This is a genomic window from Fodinicola acaciae (assembly GCF_010993745.1).
In the GTDB taxonomy this organism is placed as follows: Bacteria; Actinomycetota; Actinomycetes; order Mycobacteriales; family HKI-0501; genus Fodinicola; species Fodinicola acaciae.
The window spans coordinates 1,815,749-1,840,574 of sequence record NZ_WOTN01000001.1 but is presented as its reverse complement, the minus strand read 5'-3'; the positions used below and the strand labels follow the sequence as shown (position 1 = coordinate 1,840,574).

Genomic DNA, 24,826 nt, shown 5'->3' with positions numbered 1-24,826 from the left:
TACGGTCGAGACATGCTAGCCGCGTACGCCGCACGCATCGATGCGGACGATCCGTTGTCTGCCTTGGAAGTCGGGGAGTTGCCGGAGGCCAAGGCGCCGGACGGTGACTGGGTGGTGGTGGACGTACGCGCGACCGCGTTGAACCATCACGACATCTGGGCCCTGCGCGGGGTCGGGTTGGCCGAGGAGCAGTTGCCGATGATCCTCGGCGGCGACGCGGCCGGCCTGGATCCGGACGGCAACGAGGTCATCGTGCACGGCGTGCTCGGCGATCCGGCGGCCGGCGGTGGCGACGAGACCCTCGACCCGCGCCGCACGTTGTTTTCCGAGCGTTTCCCCGGATGTCTGGCCGAACGGGTCGCGGTGCCGCGGCGCAACCTGCTGGCCAAACCGGCGGCACTGAGCTTCGTCGAGGCCGCCTGCCTGCCAACCGCGTGGCTGACGGCCTACCGGATGCTGACCAGCCGCGGCCGGCTGCCGGACGGTGGCAGCGTCCTGGTCCAGGGTGCCGGTGGCGGCGTCGCGAGCGCGGCGATCGTACTGGCCAAAGCGTTGCGGGCGACCGTTTATGTCACCAGTCGCGACGAGGCCAAGCTCAAGCACGCGGCCGACCTCGGTGCGGTGCCGGTCGAGCCCGGCGCGCGACTGCCGGAGCGCGTCGACGTCGTCATCGACACCGTCGGCGAGGCGACGCTGGGTCACTCGATGAAGGCGCTCAAGCCCGGCGGGCGGTGCGTGATCGCCGGGGCGACAAGCGGCCATCTCGTGCAGGTCGATCTCCGGCAGCTCTTCTTTCGGCAGCTGTCGCTGGCCGGGTCGACAATGGGTACGCGCGCGGAGCTCGACGCGATGCTCGCGCTCGTCGCGCGGGAGAAGCTGCGGCCGATCGTCGACTCGACATTTGCATTGGCGGACGCGCATGCGGCGTTCGTACGCCTGGCTTCCGGCGCGGCGTTCGGGAAAATCGTTCTCACCTGCTGAGCGCGCCAGCCAATATTCGACGTTTGTTTCGGCGGAAATACCAGGCTTTGATCACCGCCAACGGAATGGACTTCCGAAGCGGAGCGGTGGCTTTCGGTCCGTACGCACGACGACCATCTCACCGGCACCCTCGCCATTCTCGCGAACCCAGTTCGCTCACCGCGACCTGACCGGATCGATCTTGCGGCCACCCGGCCCGTCCGCAGTTGACGACGTTGACCCCGTACGCGGTGCCGGCCGGATGATCGGTGCCGTTGCCGAAATGCGCGGCCAGCCGGTTGTGTTTGTTGGACACACCCCACGACCGCGGTAGTCCGAAACCGCCGTCGGCCTGCTGGTTGGCCACCAGCCAGTCCAGCGCTCGGCGGGAGGTCGCCAAATGGGTGGCGTCGCCGGTCATCTGGTGCAGCAACAGATATCCGGTCGCGATGCCTGCGGATCTTCGCGTGGCTCGGTGTTTCCGAGCGCGGTGACCCGCCAGCCGGTCGCTGTGCGACAGGTGTCGAGGTAACCGTTCAGCTTGGTCAGTGCGGCCACGACCGCCGGCCGTAGGCCTGGACCGCGGCGTGGTCCGGCGTCCGAAAACCGCGCGACGACGCGTACACCGTGAAACCGTCGAAGGTGATCGGCTCGAACGCCTCACCGGCCGGCGGGTTCAACCGCGCCGCACAGACCGTCAGCCGGCCCCTGGTGCCGTCCGCGGTGAGCGTGAGTGTGCCAGCCGCCGGATCGTAGCCGAACGCACCACCGACCGGGAACGTCGCCGAGACGCCGTCGGATCCACGCGGCTGCCGCGGCCCGGTCACCTCGTACGTGACGCCGCCGAGCCCGAAACCACGCAACGGCACCGATCCGCCGCGGACAGCTCGACCGTCAACCGGTCGCTACCGGACTCCCGAAACCAGATCGCAACCACCCCAACCGGAAACAGCCACCGCGGCCGACCGCAGTCCGGGCAATGTTTCTGGCAGCGCCGCGGTCAATTCGCCACCCGTCGCGGCGCGCAGCAACGTACGCCGAGAAAAGCCAAATGTCACGACCCTCAACTCCGTCTCCCCGAACCGGTCCCAGCGAGTGAACGTCTCGTTTCCGCGCAGCCACACCTAAACTGACGCGCGGGAACGCTCATCAGGTTGCGGCGACAGCGCGATCGGCACGAGCGCGAGACCCGTCGCGCCGATCGATCACGTCCGCGCCGGGCAGCGTCAAGCGATTACGCTGCCGCGGTGGCCCCCACCCACTCGCTGACCTTCGGCGCAGGAGGCCGGTTGTCCCGTCATGAGAGGACCGACGAACGCCTGATCGGTACGGCCGCGGGCGCACGCGTCCGCCGCCGCATGGCGGCCGCGAGGCGGCAGGCTGAGCACGGGTCGGTCCTGATGGCCCATGGCGTGAACACCTGGGCCTGGTCGCTGACTCCCGGGTGACCGACAGCGATGCGTGGAACACGGCGGAACGAAGGCGGGCGGCCTGACGGGGGTGACAGCGTAGGACGCGACGACTGAGCCGGCGCGCGGTGTGGGCAGTTCACTGCTCGCCGGGATGTTCGCGCTGCTGCTCAGAGGAGTGCTGGCGGTCGCCGGCTCCTGGGTGGGATGGCACTTCGCGGCACCACCTCGGTCCGCCGTCCGACCTCGGTCGCTGCTGGTGCCCCCGGTGCGATTCAAGCAGCATCCACACCAACCAGCCCTCTTCGTGACCTGCATATTCGCGTCGTCGTACGCCTCCCGATCGAGCCCCGCCGGATCACCAGGTCGGGATAGACCCTTCGGCGCCGTGCACGCTGCCGTCGGCGGCTGTCAAGTTACCTTCAAGGTGATCGCGTGGATGGGCATCGAGCCTGTTCCAACGTCGGTAGCCGATGCAGCGGCGGTCTGTAAACGCGTCCGCCCTGAGGCTTGGCGGCCCATAAGTGCGCCGGCGCGAGCCTTACCCCCGGTACGTCGGTCGACCTTTGGTGTGGGAGGACGCTGCGTCGGATCATGAGGGGAATGGAGTGGAACCGTCGACCTTCCGATTTTCAGTCGACAGGAGTGCTGTTCGGACGGTCTCGATCTGTGCCCCTGAGTACGGATTTGTGCGTAGCTTGTCGACCTGACCGTCCAGCTTGTACCGCTGCGTATCACACCGTCTCGGTGCGTCTGGGCACGTTCTGGGCACGTTCTGGAGCAGGTCTGAAACGCGTAGATAGAGGTAGGTCAGCCCGTTGTCTTGGTCTGGCTGCCGGGAATGCGGACTGGCCAGACCAGACACCGGTCGTTGGCTGTCAGGTTCACCTCGCGGCGATCGCGGTGGTGACTATCGAGCCGGCGAGAACCCCGCTGACGGCGGCGAGTGTTTGGTCCAGGCCGAGCCGCAAGAGCAGCTCCCGGACCCAACCGCCAGTAAGGCTGCCGACGATCATGGCGATGATCTGCTTCAACGTCATCCTCTTCCCTCTTTTCAATCGGGGAGATCGTGTTATCTCCACAAGGACTATCGCCTGGCAGGCTCATGAACGCGACATCTCCGACTAGGTCAGTCTCGTGTAATCTCCAACGGGTGGAGGAGATCAGGCAGCCCGGGACGATCGATGACCTCGTCGCGGACGCTGCGGCGGCCGGGTACTCGGTACGGGCCAGATCGATTCGCGACTGGTCCGAACGGGGTCTGCTGGACTACCCGGCGAAACGCTCCGCCGGCCAAGGCCACGGATCCCGGCCCGCGCTCTATCCGGCACGTCAGCGGATGCTCTTGCTGACCCTGCTGCACCATCGACGAACTGGCCAGCGCATCCGCAGCCTCGCTCGGATCCCAGTCGGGCTCTGGCTGTACTGGGGGGACGAGTACGTTCCGCTGTCCCAGGCCCGGCGTGCCTTCATGACCTGGCTCGGTGACTCTAAGGTCAACCTGGACATCGCCACCACAACCGCCAAGCAACTGATCAACCAGATGAGCCACCCCGACGCCACCCGCCAGGCGCGCGACCACCTCCTGGAGGTACTGAGAAATGTCGGGTACACCGCGCGCCTTCCCGACGTACCGGACCCGTACCAGCACATCGACGACGCGCTGCGCGCCGTGTTCGAGCCCGAGCGGCGACAGCTACGACGCGCGATTGGTCACCCCGACGCGCCGTACACCGTCGACGCGATCATCGGGATCGTTCGAGCCCGCACCGACGCCACCGCGCGACTCAACGCTGGGGAGGTGACCGACGCTGAATTCCGGCAGGCACGCACCACTCACCTCATGCATCACGCTGACTACGCAGCCCGGCAACCGGTTCTCGCCGCGAGCGTCGATCCCGCCAGCAACCTCTACGAGAAGGCGGACATGGAAACCGCCCTCAACCACTGCTGCAGCGACCTGCTCACCGTTCTGGGCTTGCCCACCCCGAGCACGAAGCCGTCTGACGAAACTCACCCGCCGACATAGGTTCGGGCGCCTTCTGATGACCTGCCCCCTACACTCGACCTCGGGACGAGGTGTGACGGGAGGTGGGGTGTGGCCGGCTCCGGTGAGCACGTCAAGGCGCTCGTACAGAGCCACGCGAGCGGTGATGACGAGGCGTTCTACTCCGTCGCACTCCAGGTCGCCGCCCAAGCTGCCCGTCAGGGGCACCATCGGCTGGCAGCGGACTTAAAGGCTGCCGTCGAGAACTCTCGCGCCGAGCGGCCGAAGAAGGTCACCTCGATCGCGCAGCCCCGCGGCGACCTGTCTGACCTCGTCATTGCCTCCCACCCATCTGTCAGTCTCAAGGAACTGGTTCTACCCGATGGGCTCGCCGCGCAGATCCGGCGCATCCTGACCGAGCAGCTTCAGCGCAAGAACCTGCTCGATCACGGCTTCGAGCCTGCTCACCGGCTCCTGTGCGAAGGGCCGCCGGGAACCGGCAAGACGATGACCGCCGCCGTACTTGCGCACGAACTGTCGCTGCCGCTGTTGACGATCCGTCTGGACAGTCTCATGAGCAAGTTCATGGGCGAAACAGCGAGCAAACTGCGGCTCATCTTCGACTCCGCTGAGGTCCAGCGTGGTGTCTACCTGTTCGACGAGTTCGACGCTCTCGGCGGCGACCGAGCCGGGAACGACGTCGGAGAGGCCCGCCGCATCCTCAACTCGTTCCTGGTGTTCTTGGAGAACAGTTCAAGCGAGAGCCTGATCATCGCAGCGACGAATCACCGGTCAATCCTGGACAAGGCACTCTTCCGACGCTTCGACGTGGTTCTCGACTACGCCTTGCCGGACGCCAAGCAAGCCGCAGCGGTCATCCGGGGCAGGCTCGGCTCACTCGCGAAGGGCGTCCGATGGCCGGCGCTGGCCGACGACGTGGCCGGACTTTCCCACGCCGACCTGGTGCGGGCCGCGGAGTCTGCCGCCAAGAGCGTCATCCTCGCCGGGAGGACCACGGTGACCGCAGACGACCTCAGGCTCGCTCTCAAGTCACGACAGGCGGCGAGCCTTGGCTGATGGTCACCAACACCTCAGCCACCTCCTAGTAGAGGACCGTTCGGCAAACGAGGCGTTCCGCCGCCCAGGTCGAGGCAATCCCCAGATCCGGCCAGTCGAAGACCGCGCCAGTCACGGCCGCGATCGCCTGAGTGAGCTGCAATCGACCTTCTCTGCTGCCGACGAGAATCGGACTCAACGGCTCACTGAAGACGAGCTTCACGCACTCGGGACCATCATCACGTTGGAAGGCGATGACCCGGCTTATCCACTGAAGCTCGACACGCTCCAACAGCTCACGACCCACAGAGACCCACGACCGAGATGGCTCCTCCTCTCCGTGTTTCCTGCCGACCGCAACACGGGCGCTCCCGAGCGCGCCACAGTCTGGGTAAGTGACGAATACCGGGCGAAGTTCCTCCAACTCTTCGAGGACTACCTCGGCAAGCAGACGCCCAGGGGCATGCCACGCAACAACGAGCTTGTCGCCAACATCGCCCGCATTCGGTCGACCGTCCTACTCGATCTCTGGCAATCTGACGGCGCCCCACCTGAAGGAAAGAAGACTTGGTGGGAAGTCTGGTTACGACCAGGTGAGAGCGGAGCCGTGCTGCTGCGGCGATTCGCTGAGGTCAACGGGCTCCGCATGTCGGATCGGTTGCTCAGTCTTATAGATCGTGAGGTCACGTGGGTCGAATCCACGTGGGCTCAGCTCGAAATACTTCCCTTTACTGCCGTCTCCGTCGCCGAGATTCGGCGCCCTGAGTTCATCGACACTATCGAGGACCTCAGCCTGCAGGAGCAGGCCGAGTACGTCGATGATCTAGCGCGACGGCTTGAGCCCGCAGACGAGCTTCAGCCAGCCGTCTGTCACCTCGACACGGGCGTGGCCCGCACCCATGTCCTTCTCCAAGGATCACTCGCGGCACAGGATCTCCATACAGTGGTCGGCGTCAGCGGCTCCGACCAAAATGGCCACGGCACCAAGATGGCCGGCGTCGCGCTCCTCGGCGACAAAATGGACGAACACCTCGTCGAGTCAGATCAAATACCGCTTCGTCACCGACTGGAATCAGTCCGAATCCTTCCAACGAAAACCGAGCCCCAGCACGTCCCAGTTACCTACGGTGACGTGACCGCGCAGGCCGTGTCGCTACCCGAGATCACCACGACGCGACGGCGGGCGTTCTGCATGCCCGTCAGCACGACGAGCGACACGCCAGGGAATCCCGGTCAGCCAACTTTGTGGTCTGCGACCGTCGATGCGCTTGCGGTGGGTGCGAGCGTGGTCAGGGATGGCAGTGCCCTTCGTCTGCTCGCGCCGCCTGACACCAACGCCGCACGACTGTTTGTCGTGTCCACCGGCAACATCAATCACTTTGCGGTCAACCCTCGTGATGAGTCAGACACATCTGCGATCGAAGACCCTGGCCAAGCCTGGAACGTGCTGACAGTCGGCGCGTATACAGACCTGACCACAATCCCGACCGACCCCGCATACGAGGGGTGGTCGGCTGTTGCCCAACAAGGCGATTTGTCGCCTCATAGCCGCACCTCGCTTCCCTTCGGCGCGCGCAGTTGGCCAATCAAGCCCGACATCGTCATGGAAGGCGGGAACGTACTTCACGACGGCGCTTCCATGTTCGAGCCAAACCATCCAGCACTCTCATTGCGAACCACCGGTCACACAAATGACCAATCGCTGGCATCGGCCAACGCCACCAGCGCAGCCACCGCTCAAGCAGCCAGGCTCGCCGCTCTGGTGATGGCGACTTACCCCGAATACTGGCCAGAGACGGTCCGCGCTCTGCTCGTCCACGCCGCTGAGTGGACGCCCGTGATGCGCAACGAGATCGACCAGAGCCGCAAGCAGGGCCGTCAGGCGCAGCAGCTGCGCCTTCGCCGGTACGGCTGGGGTGTGCCGGCGGAGGAGAGAGTCCTCTACTCAACCGAGCGGGCAGTCACCCTCGTCGTACAGGATGCGTTCACCCCATTTGAAGGTGATGAGTTCAAGGTCCCGTCCTTCCGGCTGCACGACCTTCCATGGCCACGTGAGGTCCTCCAAGACTTAGGCGCTGCCTCGGTGAGCCTGCGCGTAACTCTCTCCTACTTCATCGAACCAACCGCGTCTCGGCGCGGCTGGCGGCAGCGGTACAAGTATGCATCGCATGGCCTCCGATTCGAGCTACAGGACCCACTCGAAAGCGAGGCACAATTCGTCCAGCGAGTCAACCAGGAAGCACGCACCGAGGAAGCAGGTGCACGCCCGGCTGGTGGCCGAGTGTCATGGCTCGTCGGACCTAATCAGCGCAACTACGGCTCCCTCCACCAGGACATCTGGGAGACCTCGGGCGCAGAACTCGCCGCGACCGGCAAACTCGCCGTCTACCCCGTCGGTGGCTGGTGGAAGAACAACAAGAAACGCGACCGTGTCAATCAGCGAGTGCGATACGGGCTGATTGTCTCCCTCAAGACCGGGGCGACGAGCGTCGACCTCTACACACCCATCGCGAATCTCCTCCATCTCCCAGTCGAGATCCCGATCGAGTAGGCAAGAAGGCATCGATCGACCACGCGACGGAAGTTCTATATGCTTGTCGCATTCTGACCAGTCAGATCGAGTTGGCGCACCACGCCAGGCAGGTCGGTCCTGGTAACCGTTTGTTGCGGTCTTGACCAGCCCACGAAGGCCGCTTCCTCTGGCGCATGAATGACGTTACCGCGTGTCACAGTAAAAATGCCCGTCGCCGCACCATGGGCCGCAGTAAGTTTGTGCCGTCAGGTTCGGCTTCTTGGCCTGAGTCAATCGCTAACCAGTTGGCAACGTTGTGGTTTACCTGCCGCTGCGGGCCCGATTCCGCCACGCTGACTTCAGCGACGTGCCGTGTGGAAGATCCGAGAAAACTACAGAGCAGCCCGGATTGCGGGCGGTCATCCGTACGACTGGCCAGGACTGTCGACCGACGTACGCGTCGCGCTGGCGTCAGATGTGGAGCCCCGACGCTACAAGCACATCGTGGTCGACGAGGGACAGGACTTCAGTCCAGAGATGATCCGCTCACTGGCCGAGGTTATACAGAAGGATGGCACTCTAACGCTGTTCGCTGACTATGCTCAGCAGATTTACGGGCAGCGAATTTCGTGGCGCTCCTGCGGGTTGGCGGTGCCCAAGGTTGAGTACTTCTTCGAGAATTATCGAAACAGCCCTGAAATTGCGCGCCTCGCCATTGCAATGGCTCAGATGCCACATTTCACCGACTCGGCTGACTTGGTTGAGCCGCGCGAGCCACGACGCGCAGCTGGTGCAATGCCAACGCTGATTCCTTGCTCATCACGGGAAGCTGAGAAGGCTGCGGTCAGTACGGCGGCAGCGGACTTTGGGAAGGTCTCGCGTGTTGGAGTATTCGCTCATACCCGCGCGGAGCGCGAGCGGCCGTCCAGGCTGTCAACGACGTACGGATGTTATACGACAATGAGCCATTGGGAAGCATTGAACCCGGCGTTTACGCTGGCACCTACTACCCTGCCAAGGGGTTGGAGTTCGATGTCGTTTTCCTTCCATTTTGCGGTGCGGAGAGATGTCCCGACGGTGACAGGATCGAAGCATTCGGGTACGACGAGGCTGCAAGTAGAGACAGTCGGTTCCTCTACGTAGGGGTCACTCGTGCGCGGGAGGAACTCGTCATCACGTACACCGGTGAGCTGACGCCCCTGCTGCCTCCTGCTGACTCGGGCTTGTATCAGGTGGCGGTTGCATGAGGGCCGTCGTAGATCATGAGGTGGCCGCTGCGTTAGCCGACCTACGGTCGCCGACTCAGCCGCGCGAGTCATCGCCAGTGGGGGTAATCCGGCCGATTTCTATAGTCAAGCTGACCTTCGTTCGGCTTAACTCCGCATTCTGCGTTAGCTAGCTAGAGATGAAGTGCGGTAGCGAGAACCGCGTCTAGCGAATCATTGTCTGCTGGCCCGGTCCACTGAACCGAGTAGAATCGATCGTCACCCGTCAGGATGTCGATCTCTCTAGTAGCTGATTGCGGCAAGGACGCGTTCGTGATCAGTATCTTCGGTAGGAATGATGCTCTGGTCGCCTTGATGAACGCCGACAGCCACTTCGTGCTGAGTCCAGACGGCGGTTCGACGTACTTAATTATCCCATCGACCACGCGGCGGCCGGAGAGTCCGGCTCCTCCGGACGAGACCGTGAAGTCGACATCTCCATCAGAGTCGACGCGGTGAAGAGTGAGAGGCGTAGACTTGAGACGCTCAAGTCGGAGTAGACTCAGTTCGGTCTCGGCGATCACGTGCCGCTGGAATATGTGCCCTCTCACGGGTTTCGCCCAGGCGCCTGGTTCGTAGGCTGGGGAATTCTTACGTGGCGACGTCAGCACCGCAGAAAGCGGCAGTGTGACGATGATGTCCTCGATCATGGTCGTATTGTCTACTTCGGGAATATCTAGGCGAACGACGACCCGTGGGGCCGCACCTAAGTCGTAGGTCCGAACTATTGTCCCGGACATTACGTCCAAGCCCCATCGGACGTGTACCTTCTGGCCAATATCTGGCCGGCCGGTCTTATCTGTCACGGTACCTGCGGTGGTGGTGGCGACGCTCGATAGAAATGCGGCCACTACATCGTTCATCCCCAAGGCCAGTTCATCAAGGGCCTTTCGCCACCCACTCACTACCTCGAACGTAATGGGGTTCTTGGCTTTCGGGAGGGTTTGCATCTTGAGTTCATCGTCATGCGCGATTGCGTTTCTGGCCTTGTTGACTAATTCAAGCTCAACTCTCAACTTGGTCGAGTCAGGGTCGGCGGCCGCAAGTGCCGGCCATAGCGCCAGGCCAAGACGTTCGAAGTCGCTCGCTAACCCAGTCGGCGTCGCATTTCCTTTATCGAGTGCTCTGGCGAATGACAGGCTACTCCTGAACACATTATACATGGGAGTATTCCGCTGAAGCATTGAATCACACAAAACGTCGCACGCTTCGTCATGCAGGCTACGCGAGAACCCTTGAAACTCGGCTGCGAGGCGAATTGTAATTGCCCAACTTAGCTGCTGGGTCGGCGCATCCTGTGCAGGTTCGGCAGTTCCGGGAGGTGACCTAAACTCGAACAGTTCGTCCAGACGCCTCTTTCGACGGCTGCACCATTCGGCATATGCGGATAAGGACATGAAGACTCCACCTTTCAAGGCGAAGGGAGAGGTGCGGTCAGGCCTGTCGCCGCGTGGATGAGCCGTGGCTTCGCGAAACGCCGAGCGCCAGCACGCCATGCCGCTGGTACTCAGAGACCCTCTCGAACAACGACCACCTTCCGCGCATGCTTGATCCCGGCACACGGAAGGCTCTGATCCCTGGGAACTTTTTTCTGGTGCCTTTTCTCTGCCAATGCATCCATGCTACGTCACACGGCGGTTGAGATGTCGTCGCCTGGAATCTGATCTTGGCGTCCGATGGCGTTGAGATACTGATCGCGATCACGGGCATCAGACATGATGTCGGTGATGAATTCGTTGAGCGTTTCGGGTTCCGGTGCCATTCGAGCCGGCTCCAGTAAGTGCCGTGTAGCGTTGGCCCATATAGCAAGAAGGCCCACTCCTAGGCGGGAGCACTCGTTCTGGATTGACTCTGGTATCTCATCAATGTCGGGTGGCCATTCCAGAACCAGCGACGAGTAGTGGGCTCGACGTTGGTGGCCGGCTGCCTCGTACACGCCGGCCAGACTCTGGGCCGTTCGGAACGGTTTCAGCTCGTAACTGCGGACTTCGACGTCGACGATTGGCAGATAATCCCAGTTGGTGACTGCCACGGTGACAAGATCAGGACGCGACCATTGACCGGTTCCGCGGCGTTGCCCGCGGCCGTGACCGGTGATTTTGGACAACCACATCGCCTGGGACGCGCGGCGACCCGTCTCGTCCAACCAACCTCGAAAGGGCGCGTACAGATCGCTTTCCCGATCTACCGCACCTGGGCGCTGAAGCGGGTTCACGTCGGCCAGTCGGCGGAGTGTTCCGCCCCGGCCTCGGCCGAGGGCGATCTCTCCAGTTCGGGTCAATAGTTCTCGAGCGGCGGCGTACGCCGGCTCGGACAGGCCTGTCGCTTGCCGCGCCTGGGAATTGGTGATGGCCCTGCCATCGACGGGGAGGACATCGAAGAGCGCAACCGCGTTCACGGAGGTCGTCGTCCGGTAGACCTGCCGGCGGGTCTCGTTAAGGGCGAGATGTCCGGCGTCAACCAGGTCCTTCAAAGCCTTGCGGCTTCCGAGCTTGCCCTCCAGCGGCCCGACGTACCTACTTACCCCTGGTTCCATGTCGATCAACACATTCCACGCGTTCGATCGCAGCGGTGGCACTCCTAGCCTCCTCGTATCCACGGAGCGGGGCTACTACTGTGCACCTCGGCGGCGTCGTCCCGACGGTACTCGCGGCAACGTTGGACCGGACGGCCATCGCAACCTCCTCCATTCGACTCAGCGTCGATTCACCTCTTCCGGTGTTTCTGTCCAGGTAACGTCGGACGGCGTGGATCAGACGCAGCTCACACTGATTGCTGTCGCTGTTGGCGGTGTCGTCGTGGGATCGGCCTGTCGTTGATCATCGCGGCCGTACGGGATCTCTGGTCGGCCCGCCGGCGCGGTTGAGCCAGGGGCGTGGTCGCATCGTGCAATGTGGTGACATCGCAGAAGGCCCTCCGTTGATGCCGCCAGTGATGATGGTCGGTCCGGATCGGGCCGCGCTCCGGTTCGGCAACTTGGTCGGTGAGCGAACATAATGCCCAGTTATCACGCGGCAGGCGAATTCGTTGCCGCGCATCTTCATCGCTCGTCGCTTTCAGCACCGCCGCCGCAACCATCAAAGGGTGATTGAGAGCCGGCATTCCCGCTTGCTGATGACGTACTCGGGGACCGCGCCGGCCTCGGGAAGGTAGGCAGTCAACCGCGGATGGGTGGCGCGGTTGGTGTCCCAGGCGCGGGTTTGGGCGCATAGGCGGTCGGCGAGCTCCGCGCCGGTGGGGCCGTGTCCGATGGCGCCGAGTTCGAACTGCGGGTTGTCGGGGTCGGGTTGGCGCGCCGGTCGGTGAATGGCGAGGTAGGCGAGCGAGGTGTTTTCAACGATCGCGGGAGTGCGTACGCCGACAGCGGGTGTGCAGAGGTCGGTGTCGATGGCGGTTCGGTCCGCGGCGATGCGGCAAGTGCCGGGTTCTGTGGCGGTGAGGCGGAGCCAGATGCCGTCGAAGGTGTCGTCCGGTCCGACGGTGACCCTGGACCATGTTGTGGTTTTGGGCTGGTCCAAAACGTTCGTGAGGTGCTCAGGGGCGATGGGTTGGTCGATGTCCAAGTAGAGCGTGACGTGGCCGTCGGGTTCGATGTGGCCGGTGCGTTCGCCGTCTTGTCCGATCATGGGGACGAAGCCGCATAGGCCCATGGATTCGGAGGTCATGTGGTCGCCGTGGTGGGTGAAGGCGATGCTCTGGGTTTGGCCGCGCCATCGCAGCGGTGCGACGAGCCGGCCGCCGGTACGGAGTTGGGTCCACCAGGCGTGAGGGATGTCCCAGGCGCCGACGGTGACGATGATCCGGTCGTACGGTGCGTGGTCGGCGTCGCCGAGTGCACCATCGCGGGTAGCGACGTGTACGCGGTCGTTGCCGGTGGCGTCGAGGTTGCGGCGCGCGTCGGCGGTGACTTCGGGGTCGATGTCGACGGTGGTGACGTGGCCGGTGGGTCCGGTGAGGTGAGCGAGTAGGGCTGCGTTGTAGCCGGTTCCGGCGCCGACTTCCAGGATGCGCTGGCCGGGTTGCACGTCGAGTTGGTCGAGCATCATGCCGACGATGGTGGGCGTTGAGGCGCAGCTGAGTGCGGTGCCGTCAGGCGCGGTTTTGGTGATGACGCTCATGTCGTCGTACGCGTCGGCCAGCGGTGCGTTGGGGACGAATTCGTGCCGCGGGACGGCCAGCATGGCTTCGACCACCTGTGTAGACGGCGGCCAGATGCTGCGTTGGATTTTGTCGACCATGCGGGTGCGAAGTTCGTCAGGTGAGCTGGCCACGGCGTTGTTCATTTCGTCCTTTTCGCGATTGAACGGGTGTCAAGGAGCAGGCAGGCATCCCACGGAATTTCGGTCGGGCTACGGGAATAGCTCTCGTCAACGAGTCGTACGCCGGCGGTGCCAGTGAGAAGACCGGCATTGGCGAGTTGACCGTCGACCATGCTCTCCTTCAGACGCTCCTGCAGTTGATGCAGCGTGCCGGTGAGAGCGGTACTGCTGGACGCGTCGGCGGCGATGCGGTGAACGGTGTACAGCAGACCCGCCCAGCCATGGCAAAAGGACGCATCGCGGATGAGGCGAAGTTGCTGTTCGTCGGTGACGCAGCTAGCCGCGGCGAATTCAGCGTACTGACTGAGGTCCGGGTCGTTCAGCGCGTGGCCAGCGACTTGGAGAGGGCGCGCGATGCCGGGTGTCCCGTAGCACCATGATGGCCGGCCTTGCAATTGGGTGGCGCAGCCGCGGTCGGACCCGATGAATTCTGGCCACCGTACGCACCCATTGGTTTCGTCTGCCTGCTGTTGCAGCCACGAACTGATCCGGCGGATTGCGTCGAGCTGCCCCTGGACTGCGATCCCGGACTTTGCGGCGAAGGACAACAATGCGAGCGGGCCGGCGATGCCGTGAGCGAGACCGAGGTTGCCGTGACCGCCTCGCTGATGGGAATGCTGGTTGTTCGGCGGTAGGTCGGCGGACCACCAGCCGCACATCCGATCGCCGTTGATGGCGATCGGATGTGTTAGCTGGACAAGATACGCAAGAACGTCGCGGAGTACGTCTTGGTTGGCGCGAGACAACAGATATGCGCCGAGCCCGGTCAGGCCGCGGATGAGATCGAACTCAGCCAGCTGCGGGAGGCGTCGTTCGCTGATTCGACGGTGCGAGCGACGAATCCGCTCGCGAACGAGGTCGACGATGTGTCGATCGAGGGTTTGCAGCGCCGGTTCGTACGCCGGCTGGCCGGTGGCATGCAGGGCGAAAGCAACTGCTGCGACCCCGCGGTAGAGGCCACCGACATTGGGATTGGCGGTGAGTGGGCGGCTGGTGATCTTCCTGGCCCACTGATGCACGACTTCCCAAGGCGCAGCATCGATGTTGGCTCGATGTGCGTGAAGCAGGAGAATGCCCGGCGCCCCGGCGTACAGGTCTTCGTACCAACCTGGCCAGGGCTCGTGGTCGGGTGGGCTGGCGAGGAGGTCGTCCGTCCTGGTCATTGTCATGAGGTGCCGATCGTTGCCGGCGTGGTAGCGCAGTACGCGCGTGCGGCCTGGCCGGCGAGGCGTCGGCAGGTGCGTTCGTGGTCGCCGTTGATGCCGATGGCGCGGTTGTGGTGCATGTGCAGTAGTGATTCCAGCACCGTATCGATATCCGCCAGTCGCGCCACCTGCGGCCTGTACGCGCGCAACGTGTCGGCGCGGACCCGCCAGGCTGCCGAGACTTTGATGGGCCAGCGAGGCAGCTGTCGAGCGCGTACGAGCCCGGTCACGTACGACGCGACCGTACGATCGGGTCGCGCTGCAGGCGACGTGGGCTGGGTCGCCAGCCACGCCATTCCCTCGTCGTCGCCAAGCAGGCCGGTAGCGATGTGCACCATGTTCAAGGTGGCCAACGCCATCGGGTCGACAGCCATTTCGCGGGTGTGCTGCAGCATCGCCATGACGGTTGCGGAATCGGCGGTAAACACCGCTTCGGCTGCATGCATGGCATGGCCGTGGCCGTACCGGCCGAGCTCGGGGTTGTAGGTGTCCAAAGCGAGCCGGCTGGCGATGCCGTGGCCGATCAGGTCCTTCGACCACGCACCTAATGCTGTTGCGGCCGTTCCGTACGCGTGAGGGTCGATGAGGCGCAGCCGCAGTCGGAGGTGGTCCGTTTCGTTGGCGCTGCGGTAGCGGACGAACCAGTACGCCGGCTCAGTGTCGTCGACCGATTGGGAGATGTCGGCCAGTAGCGCCGGTAGGCGATGGCTGATGATCGCGTCGAGATGATCCCGATGGCTGAAGAGTTTCACGGACAGCCAGCGAGAATCCGGGCCTGCTGGGAGCTGTGCGGACCCGTGATTGTCGACGGCGGTTGGCACATGGGTGAGGGGTGATGGTGCCGGCGGATGGGTGGTGGCGAGGGGGAAAGCGATGTCGTGGGCGCGTCCGCCTAGCCATGCATACGTGCTGGGATGCGGCGGTTCGGTGAGTACGGCCTGGCCCGTACGCATGAGGTGGGTGCGCAGGAGGTCGGCGTGCAGCGGCTCGTCGAGGTTGAGGCGGATGCTGCGATCGTCATCGCGCAGGTCGACCTCAACCGGTCGACGCCAGCGGTCTCGCCATCGTCGAAGGTTGGACTGCCACTGCTCGGCGGATCTCGTCGGTGGTAGGTCGCGGCTGGTCACGCGCCATCTCGCCGGGGCGAGGATGGCCCGGCCGTACCGGATCCGAGGCAGGTAGGGGAGCTCGTCACCACCTGGCCCGGCGTCGAAAACCGTGAACGCGGCCGCGTACGCCCGAGTCAGATGCGCCAGAAAGCGCGCCAACGGCGGCGGCTGTTTGTCGAGGTCGAGAGCGTGGAAGACCTGCGGTTCGATGATCCGGTGGCGGGACAGGCTGACCAGGTGGAGGCGATCGTGGGTGGCGTACGCGGCCACGTCGTCGATGGGGATGTTTTCGTCTGGATGGCGATGTTCGCCGAGCGAGAGAACGTGCGGCAGGTACGCGGGCACGCGGCAGACGTTCTCTGCGTGGGCGTACGCCGGAGGAAAAGACACCTGAACCGGCAGCGCGCCTTCCGTGCTCACCGGAAGGTTTCGGTAGACGTCCTCCAAACCAGAGCCCGTCGTGGTGGGAGTAAACCTTGAGGTCAGAACGCCACCGGCACGGGCTGGCGCGACAGTGAGAAGGTAGGCGCCGCGGTCGACTGCGTCCCGGCTGCTGGCGTGGATGCGGGCGGCGATCTCCACGTGCGGCGGTACGCGGTCCGGTCTGAGTGAGTCTCCAGCTATCTCGTCGATCATCTGGTCGGTGAGCATGAGCTCGTTGCTGCCAGTGCACACCTCTGCCCAGATCAATGCGAACAGCCGGCGGTCTCGCTCGCTGACTACGTTCTCGATGGGCAGCGGCAATACGCTGCCGGGATAGCCAGCGGGATATCCAATTCCGCTGGTGCCGGTGACCTCGGCGACCGGGACTAGGGCACCGATGCCGTACCGCTCGACGAACGCCGCGTGGTAGTCCTGCCAGACCGGGCGGCCGGCTGGGTAGCGGGTCAGCCGCAGCAACGCGCTCGCCGCGCGCGCGACCTCGTCAGCCACACCCATCGGCAATGCGAGTTTTGCGTCCAGAGTGAGATCCACGGCAAGCGGAGTACGGCCAACCGTGGAATGACACCGCATTCGATCGACGATCTGTGCGCGCTGATCGTCTGCAGCCGGAGATTTCTCTGCGTCCGTATGGAGTGAAGCGTGGTTGTGATGGTCGAGCTCGGTATGGATCGTACGAAGTTCGGTCAGCAGCGGACCTGCCGCTGGTACGTCGGCTGCGCCGATCGCGTCGAGCTCTCCGATGAGGTTGGCGAGTGGATCGATGATGATTAGGGGAGCGCGCAGGCAGGTGATGAGGAATTCGTGCTGGACCAGTTCGGCCAGGGCGCGTACGACCGTGGCGCGGTCGCTGTTGGGAAATTGCTCGGTCAGCGCGTCAGCGAGATCGTTGAAACGGATGGGCGATCGGGCGAGCTCGCTCGTAGCGGTGAGGGCCGACGTGGCGTTGATCGATACGCGGCTCGGACCGCGGGGGAGTTCCCAGCGGTCACCGCGGCGGCGGGCGAGGTTGCTGAACTGCACGTCGAGTCGCTCCAGCAACGCCTCGTTCGACTCCAGGCGCTGGACGATGTCGGCAAGCCATTCGGTGTCCACACGAGCGATCGGATGATGACGGGTTCCCCACCACGTCTGTACGTCCCTCCCGATCTCCACAGGAGCAACGCCGGCGAACAGCCCGAATGGCGTCGGTCGACCCGTTGCGCGTAGGACATAGCGCGCGGTTGCAGCAGTGGCTCGACGAATCTTTTTCGCTACCGCCGGGTCGTCAAGTTGAAGCTTTTCCGGAGTGGCAGCAAATAGTTGGCGTACGTACGCCGCTAGCCCAGGGCTAGCGTGTGCGATGGCCTCTGCCTGGGCGTCTTCCGTCCACGTTTTTCGCAGCCAGCTGAGGCATTCTTCGGCATCTGAAGGGTCTGGCCACCATGTCGAAGAACCCAACACCGGGCGCACCGCCGCGCGTAGCAATGCCACGCCGGCCTGCCGGTAGTGCTCGCCTTCGGCTGTTTTTCGAGGCACGTGGAACCTTCCTGTGTTTAACGAGATGGTCGGTTGGATCGCGGGTACGGGCACGGACGTGCCGGACCTGTCCCGTACCCGCGAGACCGCCCGGTTTAGCCCCGACTGGCGCAGGACGAGGCGCAACTGGCCGCGCAGCCGTCATTTGTGCTGCATGGCGCCTCGACGCCCCGAAGTTGATCTTCCGTTGTGACTTGCACGTCGAGCGTGAATGTGTCGTCGACGTCGGTGGCGCTCGTCGTTTCCGTGATGACGTACATTGGCTTCCCTTCAGAATGTGGTACGCCTGCTGAAACTTGCCTTCATTCGGTTGTTTGACTCCCTCCTGCGAATCGGCTCGGTTGGCGGCATTTGGCGCAGCAATGCTTCCAACTGCGTGATCATGTCGGCCTGCTGTGCGGCGATCAGGTCGAAGACGTGCTCACTCGACCGCGCGTCGCGATCACATTGGACGTCTTCGATCAAGGACGCGGCCAACGTTTTCACCACTCGCACTTCGCGTGCGAATTCACTGTTGCAGGCCGTTGCCCGCGATACGAGCAGGAACGCGTGCTCGTACCGGTCGTCAGCTGCCTGCATGCGCTCAGCGATGCGCTGTGCGACAGAGCGCTCACGGCTGTGCACCATCCACCTCGCGACCAGCGGTCGCCCGATCAGCGCGGCGGCAACCAAGATAACTGCGTACGGTCGAGCAGGGCACTTCAAGATTACGTCGAAGACGAGCAAGCCAAGAAGAAAGGCTGCTGCCGCGTCCAAAATCCATCCCAGCGGTTGCCGTTTCGAGTACGTCATGGCCTCGCTCCAGTAGCTCTTCTAGCGGAGCGATCACGGATACGCCAGTTCTGTGTCAGTTCGCCGACTTGAAGAGACGGTCGGTCGAATGGAAGAGATATGCGCAGTGGGTTGAAACCAGGACAGGTATCGCCGCTGCGGTCGCCAGCACGAGATGGTCGAGCTGTTTTCTCGTCGCTCGCTGTTGTCGCGCATGCTGTCTTACGGTGTCGGCAAGGTTGCGATGCGTCCCCGCTGTGGACCAGATCATGTACAGGTCCCAATCCAGAATCAGATCCGGTTGCGCTGCTCGTGACACCATAAAGCGTGTCACGTCGTCGGGACTGTTTCCTAACCCTTCTGCCGAAGGGAGCATCCGACAGTTCGTCAAGAACGGCCATGGCTGGTTGGGGTGCAGCTCGGCGAGCAGTCCGCAAGCGACGAGCCGGTTTATCTCCTCGCCAGCCTGTCTCGCGCCGAACGTCCGTTGCGCCAGCGCGGCGAGGTGGCGGCGTGTGAAGGTCAGGTTGGCGTGACGATCCGGATCGTAAAAAGCCGTACGCCACAACATGTATGGCTGGTGATCCAGGCGAAACAGCTGATTCATGCCTGCTCGTACCTCGCCGTACGACGGTCCGACCGTTCGCTGCGACGTCCACATAGCGCCCAGGTCGAATCCGATCGGAACGATGACCGGCGGTCGGTGGGGCAGCAGGCGTTCTGATCGCTGCTGCCCCACCTCCTCGGCCCCCTCCGATTCCATTTCGCCGGCCAGCGATGGCCAACACGGTCATTGCGACGCGCCGTTCGAAGTCGTCGGCGTCAACAGAGCCCTCGCGATGAGCCGACTGTCGGCAGGTTGCCACTTGGCTTCGTGCGGATGCAGATGCCAGAAGAGATCGCCATCAGCCGTACGCGTCGGCGGTGCGAGCACAACGGCGCCATCACAACGAACCCTAATATCGATCCAATGCAACGCCTGGCGGGCATTCTTCAACGCCGAACTCGGCGTGACCATGACCAGCCAGCGGTCGTCACCGCTCCCAATCACAGGTACGGATCGACCACACATCGCGTGTACGCGCGGCCCGAGGCGGCCGGGTACGTCCAGGAACTCAAACAGTTTTCCCGTCACCAGGCCAACGCCGTACGGCACCTCCTGCCACCATGCGACGGCAGTGGCCCGATCAGTTGACGGCCCCACGCCGGCGGCAATCCACCCGGCGGCTGAGCCCCCCACTGGCTCGAGCATGGGTACGATGGGCCACCCGCGTTCCGCATACTCAACGGCCATCGTTTGCAGATTTTCTTGATAACTAACCATCAATGGCCTCATGTCCGGTCGGATAGTTGGCCCGCAGCCAGTTCGACGCCATTGTCGGAACTGACTGCGAGCGGTTTGCGGTGGCGCGTATTGGACCGCCGGTTCATTTGCGTTTCCGCTTCCGCTTTTTCGACCGTGCGCGCCGCGACTTCTCTGGACTCGTAATCAGAAGAACTGAAGAACGGCCAGGCCTCTCTGGTGCCGCGGACACTTTGGGGACGACGATCGGTGTCGCGCCTACGACTCGGGTGACGATGTCGATAACTTGCGAGTAGTTCCACGAACGCTCAGTGACGACGATGCCGACGTTGATCCGCCACTCCAGCCCGTACTTTGTCAGCAGACGATCAATGACCCGTCGGCGCCACGCGGCCAGCACAGCCGACGCCACTTCCGGCTCGCAGTCGGCCGGAAGCGCCTTGGTGCACCATTCGTCCAGGCGGCGCGATCGTAGCTGCGGTACGAGATCCACGTCGAAGAGAGTTCGGCTACCCTCCCGGACTTCGGTCTGCACCGGCCGGATGATCGCCGTCGTACCCGCCGCATCGGGCCCTTCAGGGCATGAGTCGTCGCCAGCGGCCGGCTGAAGGTCGACAAGCTCATCTGCGGTTGGCTGCACTGCGGTCATAGCCATGCTGCCGCCCGGACACCGCGGGTCGAGGACACTAGGAGTGCGTTGAGGAGCACCGCATGCACGACCTCGGCTCGCATTGGTTGCCAGCGCACAACGCGTGGATCGACCAGCCAGTACGTCGACCCCTTTGGCGATGGAGAAGGCGGCATCGCCACCCATTCGCCGCTGCTGTGCTGGCGTACGCCAGCAGCGAAGAGACGGTGCGGAAGCTGCACGTAGGGAGTGACGATGAACAGCCACCGGTCAGCCGGAGTGATCGCGGTCGCCGTCGACATCTCCAAGATCCGATGCGCCGCGGCGCCAAGCGCTGATGGTGCACTCACCACGTTCACCGAGCATCCGGTGGCAAGGCCGACTCGGTAGGGCACATGGCTCCACCACGCGGCGACCGTAGGCGTATCGATCGCCGGGACACGAACCTCATCGAGCGCGCCGTACCCGACCCATGCGGTCTGCTCCGTCGGCTCGACATCCCGGATCGGCACAATCGGCCAGCCATTACCCACGTAACGCGCCGCCGCTTCTCGCAGCCGCGACAGCCGCCGGCGCTCCCGCGCCCGGCGCATCGTCAACGCGGACATCAAGGTCATCGCAGACCACCGTCCGTACGCGATGGAGCCCGTCCGGCTGACCTGCGAGTCCCCGTACGCGGAACAGCCCGCGGAAGGTCGCAGGTCTCGCTGCTGCCAGCGAGGTGGTCGCGTGCCGTGGTCATGTGCTTCGCTCCCCGATACCGGAGGACATCGTCAGCCGGGTGATCTCCGAAATGCCGATGTCCGTGGTGTGGTAAGCACTTAGAGTGAGGCAGGTGAGACATGGCCGGCAGAGGTCACATAGGGGTCATGGGGGTCATCGTGACCCCTGCTCCTGAGGAGTAGCGATGGGCGAGGACGAGCACCTCAAGAGTCGGAAGCGGGAACGACACATCCCCGACTGGGCCCAGCGTGTCCGCACAGGCCGCGATCGCCGCAGGTGGTCGCGGCCTCGGATGGCTAGCGAGATGCAAAAGGCCGCCGCACGGCTTGGTGTGACCTCAGATCTGACACGGCTGACCGAAAACCTCAAACGGTGGGAGACCGGGGGTGTCGAAGCCCCCGACGCGGTCCATCAGACCGTTCTCGCCGCAACTCTCGGTATGTCACCGACAGAACTGTTTGGTGACCTGGCCAGCCCACTTCCTCGACTGTGTCCGCCGACCGAGCGGGGTAGCGTTGATCTCGACCTGCCTCACTACGGACGCGCGGAGGACGATGCCATGCATCGGCGCCGATTCTTGGCATGGATGCACGCACTTGGCGCCAGCCTGACAACAGTTCCGGAACACGTTCAGCAGACCATCGCGATCACCGGCCAGCAGCCCGACGTGCTCCGCAAGATCAGCAATAACGACGTCGCGAATCTTCGCGCCACCACCGAAATGTTCAAGGCCTGGGATCACCGCGTTGGTGGTGGGCTCTCGCGCCCAGCGGTGATTGGCCAGCTTGGGTGGGCGGTGCATCAACTCGATGCCGGAGTCACGGCAGAGTCCGACGCCGTACGCCGTGAATGGATGATCGCTTCGGCTTTGTTGGCCGCGGTCGCAGGCTGGAAGAGCCACGACGCCGGTTTCGAGCAGCAAGGCCGCGGTCTGCTCGCTCTCGGATATCGCCTCGCCGCTCAGGCGAACAGCAACGCCATCCAGGCGTACATGCTCGGCGCAATGATCAAACAGGCCGTTCACGTCGGACACCCGCGGGTGGGCCTCGACCTTGCGCGGCACGGCCTGGAGTTGGCAGACGACGGCACCGCCACGGTGAAGTGCATGCTCCACGCGCTCAAGGCGCGCGCGCACGCCCACCTAGGCGAGCGGCAGAGCCTCGAACGCGAGCTCGGCAGTGCGGAGATCGAGTTCGGGAGAATTTCTGCCGAGGATCGGCAGCGCGAGCCGTGGCTTCGGTTCTACGACGAGGCGGAGCTCAATGGCGACGCCGGCACCGCGTGGCGTCTCCTCAGCTGGCACTTCCCGGCGGCTCCTCGTGCCGATCGCCAGCGCAGCGTCGCACAAGCCGGCATCCGGCTGGCCAATGCCGGCCGACAGTACGGCGACGAGTTCGCGCGTAGCCGTGCTCTCTGCAACCTGATGGCCATTAGCCTCCACATGAAGGCAAGCGACCCTGATGCCGCGCTCGCCATTGACGCCGCCTCCACGATCGCCCACCTAGGCACCATCAACTCCACCCGCGTCGACGGCTACCGTCACGATGTCCAGGCCGCCGCGCGTCCGTTCAGGGCACGAGGAGATGTGAAGGTCCTGCTCGAGCAGCTCGCCTCTGCCAGCTAACCCGATCAAGGAGCCCCCACACCACGTGTCCACGTCGTCGGACCACTTCGCCGCCCTCGAAACTGCAGCGGCACAGGTACGCATCAACATCCACGGCGCGCAGCCGATTCGGATCGGCAGCAATGCGCTGTATCGGCTCCCGGACGGCGTCGTAGCCCGGATATCCAGGACAGGACGGGCAGCTACCGCGGCGAAGGAGGTCGCAGTAGCACAATGGCTTGCCACACAAGGCGTCCCGGCCGTACGACCGCTAGAAGGCATTGACCAACCGGTCATCGTCGAGGAACGTGCCGTCACCTTTTGGCGTGAGCTTCCTGCGCACAAGAGTGGTTCGCTAGGCGACGTGGGACATCTATTGCGGATACTCCATCAGTTGCCGCCGCCTACAACGATCTCTCTTCCGCGTCTCGACCCTTTCGTCGGACTCGACGAGGAAACGATCGATCGACTCCCACGATTGACGCCGGACCAGCGCTCCTGGTTGACCGAACAGGTGGCACACCTTCAACACGCTTACCACACGGACGCGGCTCTGGATCCTTGTTGCGTCATCCACGGTGATGCACACACGGGCAATGTCGTCACGACGGATGACGGAACGACGCTGCTCCTCGACTTCGAACGCGTCGTCGTCGGAGCGCCTGCGTGGGACCTCGTCTCGGTCGCTGTTCTGAACGACACTACCGGCTGGATCAGCGCTGAGAAGTACTCGCTTTTTGTTGACAGTTATGGCGAAGATGTCACGACGTGGCCGCACTACGGCACCTATCGAGCCATCCGAGAACTACGAATGACTTGCTACACGGCACAACTCGGCAACGATCGGGCCGACGCCTTCGGCGAGGCCACCAAACGAATCGAGTGTTTGCAGGGAAAACATGGTCAACGGCCATGGCCCTGGACGGCGATGTAGTCGACCGTCGAAGCCGGCGCTGTCGATAGGAGAACAAAGTCGCGTACTCAGATGCGACGAGGGTTGACGTGCCGCATCACGTTCGATAACAGCGGCTACGAGATCCGAACTGACTCAACCGACCGCGGTCCACGCGTACGGCGCGGGTGCCGAACTCGTCACCTTGCTCCACGATGCGATCGCTATCGAACCGCCACGCGGTGGCCTAAGCCAACACTAGTGTCGCCCACGGTTATGCGACTCTGTTCACGACCGTGCCGGTTGAAACGATGTCGGCGGGCTTTCCCTGCGACGTGCTCAGTGCCCGTTCATGACTCAGGCCGACGATTGCCGGATCAGGGAGCCCCGACTGGTCCAGGACAGTCTCCGAGACCCCGTGAGCTGCGGCCTCGTACTTCTTTGTGTAGATGGCCTTGGCCTTCTCAAATCGCGCCTCGGCGGCTTCGACCGCCGCAAGCGCATTGCCGGCATCCGCGATCAGTTTCAGTTGCGCCCGGATCTCTTTCGCTGCGCGCCGGGCGTACTCGTTTTTGGCTCCAGTCGCCCGTCGCGTCGTCTTCTTCTTGGGCGTGCTTGGGGTCGCCGATTCCATGCCTGCCTCCGGTAAGGATCGTTATTTGAACTCGGGATGAGTTGCCAGCCAGCCGACGGCGTCGGCCATGGGGCCGCGGTAGAAGTCCTCGCCGAGCGGTGTGAGCCAGTAGTACGCACTCCTCGGGCGGTTCTGCAATCGATGTCCGACGAGGCCCCGTTGTCGCAGCACGCGGAGGGTGTCTGTGCATACTCTGTCGCAGAATTGTCTGCCGAATCGCGACCGCAGCTCGGTCGTCAGTTCCATTCGTCCGCGCGGCGGACTGTCGTACAAGACATCGAGAATTTCGCCGGCCCACTTCCGTTGCAGAATGGCACCGACCTGAGGTACGCCGTCGATCTTCATCAATCTGCCCCCGCAGATTCAGCCGTAGATGATCAAGACGATACATCCGGATCGCTGTTCGCGTGACCCCTCATCTGAATAGAAGTTTCCGATCCGATTCAGCCCACTAGTCGACGGTAATGTGGAAATAAAAATCCTGAAATTTC

24 protein-coding genes and 1 pseudogene are annotated in these 24,826 nt (G+C 63.6%); 8 read left to right on the top strand and 17 right to left on the bottom strand.

Annotation, left to right across the window (positions count from 1 at the left end; all coding sequences use genetic code 11):
• Window positions 1–12: 12 nt before the first annotated feature.
• On the top strand, window positions 13–981 hold the full coding sequence (locus GNX95_RS08655) for a zinc-binding dehydrogenase (RefSeq protein ID WP_163506592.1): 969 nt from the start codon (window positions 13–15) through the stop codon (window positions 979–981).
• Window positions 982–1,099: 118 nt separating this feature from the next.
• Here GNX95_RS08655 and GNX95_RS08650 read toward each other — a convergent pair whose 3' ends face one another.
• The 3 genes from GNX95_RS08650 to GNX95_RS08640 all read right to left on the bottom strand — a co-directional run bounded on the left by GNX95_RS08650 (window position 1,100) and on the right by GNX95_RS08640 (window position 3,409).
• A complete protein-coding gene (locus GNX95_RS08650) occupies window positions 1,100–1,381 on the bottom strand; it encodes a hypothetical protein (RefSeq protein ID WP_163506591.1) in 282 nt (93 codons plus the stop codon).
• 124 nt (window positions 1,382–1,505) lie between these two features.
• Complete coding sequence (locus tag GNX95_RS08645) at window positions 1,506–1,829, bottom strand: hypothetical protein (RefSeq protein ID WP_163506590.1); 324 nt, start codon at window positions 1,827–1,829, stop codon at window positions 1,506–1,508.
• Between the two features lie 1,424 nt (window positions 1,830–3,253).
• Window positions 3,254–3,409, bottom strand: coding sequence for a hypothetical protein (locus GNX95_RS08640; protein WP_163506589.1), 156 nt, complete (start codon window positions 3,407–3,409; stop codon window positions 3,254–3,256).
• A 113-nt stretch (window positions 3,410–3,522) separates the two neighbouring features.
• Between GNX95_RS08640 and GNX95_RS08635 the strand changes: the two genes are divergently transcribed.
• A complete protein-coding gene (locus GNX95_RS08635) occupies window positions 3,523–4,398 on the top strand; it encodes a hypothetical protein (protein WP_163506588.1) in 876 nt (291 codons plus the stop codon).
• A 69-nt stretch (window positions 4,399–4,467) separates the two neighbouring features.
• Entirely contained in the window at window positions 4,468–5,433 is a 966-nt protein-coding gene (locus GNX95_RS08630; protein ID WP_163506587.1) for an AAA family ATPase, read from the top strand.
• Between the two features lie 25 nt (window positions 5,434–5,458).
• Here the strand turns inward: GNX95_RS08630 and GNX95_RS43075 are convergent, their stop codons facing one another.
• On the bottom strand, window positions 5,459–5,704 hold the full coding sequence (locus GNX95_RS43075; RefSeq protein WP_246281546.1) for a hypothetical protein: 246 nt from the start codon (window positions 5,702–5,704) through the stop codon (window positions 5,459–5,461).
• 48 nt (window positions 5,705–5,752) lie between these two features.
• Between GNX95_RS43075 and GNX95_RS08625 the strand changes: the two genes are divergently transcribed.
• From GNX95_RS08625 to GNX95_RS44230, 3 genes and pseudogenes are all read left to right on the top strand, one after another.
• Window positions 5,753–7,963, top strand: a complete 2,211-nt coding sequence (locus GNX95_RS08625) for a S8 family peptidase (RefSeq protein ID WP_246281545.1) — start codon at window positions 5,753–5,755, stop codon at window positions 7,961–7,963.
• Between the two features lie 333 nt (window positions 7,964–8,296).
• Window positions 8,297–8,536, top strand: a pseudogene (locus tag GNX95_RS44235) (hypothetical protein); the annotation flags it as partial.
• A gap of 335 nt (window positions 8,537–8,871) precedes the next feature.
• Window positions 8,872–9,171: a 3'-5' exonuclease gene (locus tag GNX95_RS44230; protein ID WP_163506585.1), complete on the top strand. Its 300-nt coding sequence runs from the start codon at window positions 8,872–8,874 to the stop codon at window positions 9,169–9,171.
• A 152-nt stretch (window positions 9,172–9,323) separates the two neighbouring features.
• Here the strand turns inward: GNX95_RS44230 and GNX95_RS08615 are convergent, their stop codons facing one another.
• The 11 genes from GNX95_RS08615 to GNX95_RS08565 form a co-directional block, all read right to left on the bottom strand.
• A complete protein-coding gene (locus tag GNX95_RS08615; RefSeq protein ID WP_163506584.1) occupies window positions 9,324–10,343 on the bottom strand; it encodes a hypothetical protein in 1,020 nt (339 codons plus the stop codon).
• Window positions 10,344–10,816: 473 nt separating this feature from the next.
• Window positions 10,817–11,767, bottom strand: a complete 951-nt coding sequence (locus tag GNX95_RS08610) for a hypothetical protein (RefSeq protein ID WP_163506583.1) — start codon at window positions 11,765–11,767, stop codon at window positions 10,817–10,819.
• A gap of 499 nt (window positions 11,768–12,266) precedes the next feature.
• On the bottom strand, window positions 12,267–13,472 hold the full coding sequence (gene fxlM, locus GNX95_RS08605; protein ID WP_163506582.1) for a methyltransferase, FxLD system: 1,206 nt from the start codon (window positions 13,470–13,472) through the stop codon (window positions 12,267–12,269).
• Window positions 13,469–14,671 carry a lanthionine synthetase C family protein gene (locus GNX95_RS08600; protein ID WP_163506581.1) on the bottom strand — a complete coding sequence of 401 codons (1,203 nt, stop codon included), beginning with the start codon at window positions 14,669–14,671 and terminating at the stop codon, window positions 13,469–13,471. Before GNX95_RS08600 ends, fxlM begins: the two co-directional genes overlap by 4 nt.
• A 2-nt stretch (window positions 14,672–14,673) precedes the next feature.
• Window positions 14,674–17,706, bottom strand: coding sequence for a lantibiotic dehydratase (locus tag GNX95_RS08595; protein ID WP_246281633.1), 3,033 nt, complete (start codon window positions 17,704–17,706; stop codon window positions 14,674–14,676).
• A 170-nt stretch (window positions 17,707–17,876) separates the two neighbouring features.
• On the bottom strand, window positions 17,877–18,041 hold the full coding sequence (gene fxlA, locus GNX95_RS44225) for an FxLD family lanthipeptide (protein ID WP_163506579.1): 165 nt from the start codon (window positions 18,039–18,041) through the stop codon (window positions 17,877–17,879).
• A 10-nt stretch (window positions 18,042–18,051) separates the two neighbouring features.
• Window positions 18,052–18,573, bottom strand: a complete 522-nt coding sequence (locus GNX95_RS08585) for a hypothetical protein (RefSeq protein WP_163506578.1) — start codon at window positions 18,571–18,573, stop codon at window positions 18,052–18,054.
• A gap of 55 nt (window positions 18,574–18,628) precedes the next feature.
• Window positions 18,629–19,159 carry a hypothetical protein gene (locus GNX95_RS08580; protein WP_163506577.1) on the bottom strand — a complete coding sequence of 177 codons (531 nt, stop codon included), beginning with the start codon at window positions 19,157–19,159 and terminating at the stop codon, window positions 18,629–18,631.
• A gap of 183 nt (window positions 19,160–19,342) precedes the next feature.
• The gene (locus GNX95_RS08575; RefSeq protein WP_163506576.1) at window positions 19,343–19,888 is read right to left on the bottom strand and encodes a bifunctional DNA primase/polymerase; all 546 of its coding nucleotides are present in this window, start codon (window positions 19,886–19,888) and stop codon (window positions 19,343–19,345) included.
• Between the two features lie 91 nt (window positions 19,889–19,979).
• Window positions 19,980–20,504 carry a hypothetical protein gene (locus GNX95_RS08570; RefSeq protein WP_163506575.1) on the bottom strand — a complete coding sequence of 175 codons (525 nt, stop codon included), beginning with the start codon at window positions 20,502–20,504 and terminating at the stop codon, window positions 19,980–19,982.
• Entirely contained in the window at window positions 20,501–21,091 is a 591-nt protein-coding gene (locus tag GNX95_RS08565) for a bifunctional DNA primase/polymerase (RefSeq protein WP_163506574.1), read from the bottom strand. The genes GNX95_RS08570 and GNX95_RS08565 overlap by 4 nt, the downstream gene beginning before the upstream one ends.
• Before the next feature lie 299 nt (window positions 21,092–21,390).
• Between GNX95_RS08565 and GNX95_RS08560 the strand changes: the two genes are divergently transcribed.
• Both GNX95_RS08560 and GNX95_RS08555 read left to right on the top strand, forming a co-directional pair.
• Window positions 21,391–22,830, top strand: a complete 1,440-nt coding sequence (locus GNX95_RS08560; RefSeq protein WP_163506573.1) for an NsdA family TPR-like regulatory protein — start codon at window positions 21,391–21,393, stop codon at window positions 22,828–22,830.
• A 25-nt stretch (window positions 22,831–22,855) separates the two neighbouring features.
• Entirely contained in the window at window positions 22,856–23,743 is an 888-nt protein-coding gene (locus tag GNX95_RS08555; RefSeq protein WP_163506572.1) for an aminoglycoside phosphotransferase family protein, read from the top strand.
• Window positions 23,744–23,975: 232 nt separating this feature from the next.
• Here the strand turns inward: GNX95_RS08555 and GNX95_RS08550 are convergent, their stop codons facing one another.
• Window positions 23,976–24,335, bottom strand: a complete 360-nt coding sequence (locus tag GNX95_RS08550; protein ID WP_163506571.1) for a hypothetical protein — start codon at window positions 24,333–24,335, stop codon at window positions 23,976–23,978.
• A 21-nt stretch (window positions 24,336–24,356) separates the two neighbouring features.
• Window positions 24,357–24,680 (bottom strand): hypothetical protein, encoded by a 324-nt coding sequence (locus tag GNX95_RS08545; protein ID WP_163506570.1) that lies wholly within the window; start codon window positions 24,678–24,680, stop codon window positions 24,357–24,359.
• Window positions 24,681–24,826: the final 146 nt, after the last annotated feature.